The 1,430-nt window shown below is 68.0% G+C and carries 1 protein-coding gene; it reads right to left on the bottom strand.

What is annotated here, in order from left to right; all coding sequences use genetic code 11:
* The coding region (locus EN738_RS34280) for a hydantoinase/oxoprolinase family protein (protein ID WP_145967048.1) at positions 1–1,430 on the bottom strand (1,430 nt) is incomplete at both ends.

Below are 1,430 nucleotides of genomic sequence, written 5' to 3'. Positions count from 1 at the left end.
GGTCGGCGGCCGCCAGCCATTGCGGTGAAAGGACGACCTCGATCTCATAGCTCTGACCGAGATAGCGCATGTCGCAGGAGAGAGTGAGCTCAGCCGCGGCGTCGTGCCCCTGCGCCGCGAGCCAGTCGCGCCCCTCTTGCGCGAGAGCATCGAAGGCCTCGCGGATCTCGGGGAGCGACGCAGCCGTCAGCGGGCTGAAGATGGTGCGTATGAAATCCCCGCGCAGGTCCGCCACAAGCCCGCCCAGCGCCGACACCACGCCGGGGCGGCGCGGCGCCATGACACGCTTCATGCCGAGTTCGCGGGCAAGGAAGGCGCCGAGCATCGGACCGCCGCCGCCGAAGGGCATCAGCGTGAATTCGCGCAGGTCGACGCCGGCGCGCGAGGCCAGCTTCTCGACCTCGACGAACATCTCCGACACCGCGATGTCGAGGATCGCCTGCGCGGTCTGCTCGACCGGGCGGCCGAGCCGGGCGGCAAGCTCGCCGACCGCGCTACGCGCCAGCCCGGTATCGATCCGGAGCTGGCCATAGGCCATCTCGCTGTGACCGAGCCATCCGCACACCACCATGGCGTCCGTGACCGTCGCCTGCGCGCCGCCACGGCCGTAGCATGCCGGCCCCGGCGTCGAACCCGCCGATTCCGGTCCGACGCGCAGCACGCCCTGCGCATCGACGCTGGCGATCGAGCCGCCGCCGACGCCGATCGAGCTCACCGACACGGAGGGGATGTGGAGCGGAAATTCGCCGATCAGCTCGCCGGTGCCGAACTGCGCCTCGCCGCCGATGATCAGCGCGAAGTCGGCGGAGGTACCACCGATGTCGAGGGTCAGCACCTTGTCTTCGCCCGCCTGGCGCGCCAGCCACGAGGCACCGATGACGCCTGAGGCCGTTCCCGACAAAAGCATGTTGACACAGGCGCGCTTGCCTTCGGCGGCGTTCATCAGCCCGCCATTCGACTTGGTCAGCATCGGCCGGGCCGGCACGCCACTATGCTTCAGCCGCTCTTCCAGCGCCGTCAGGTAGCCAGAGACGCGTGGATGAACATAGCCGTTAAGGATGGCGGTCGAGCTGCGCTCATATTCGCGGATGACCGGCCAGACCTCGGCCGAGGTGAAGACAAAGAGATCAGGCGCAAGGCGCGCGACCGCCAACTTCACCGAAGCTTCCTGCGCGCCGTTGCGCCAGGCATGGAGGAAGGACACGATAATCCCCTGCGCCCCGTTCGCTTTTGCCGCCGTCACCGCACGCTCCACCGCCGCCATGTCCGGTGCCTGGGATTCGCTTCCATCGGCACGCATGCGGGCCGGAATGCCGAACACCATGTCGCGCGCGATCAACGGATCCGGCCGCGCGCAGAACAGCGAATACATGTCCGGCATGCGAAGCCGCGCCAGCTCGATGACGTCCTCGAAGCCGGCATTAGTAAAT

This window comes from Mesorhizobium sp. M4B.F.Ca.ET.017.02.2.1 (assembly GCF_003998955.1).
GTDB classification, from domain to species: domain Bacteria; phylum Pseudomonadota; class Alphaproteobacteria; order Rhizobiales; family Rhizobiaceae; genus Mesorhizobium; species Mesorhizobium abyssinicae.
This window is presented reverse-complemented; position numbering and strand designations above follow the sequence as displayed.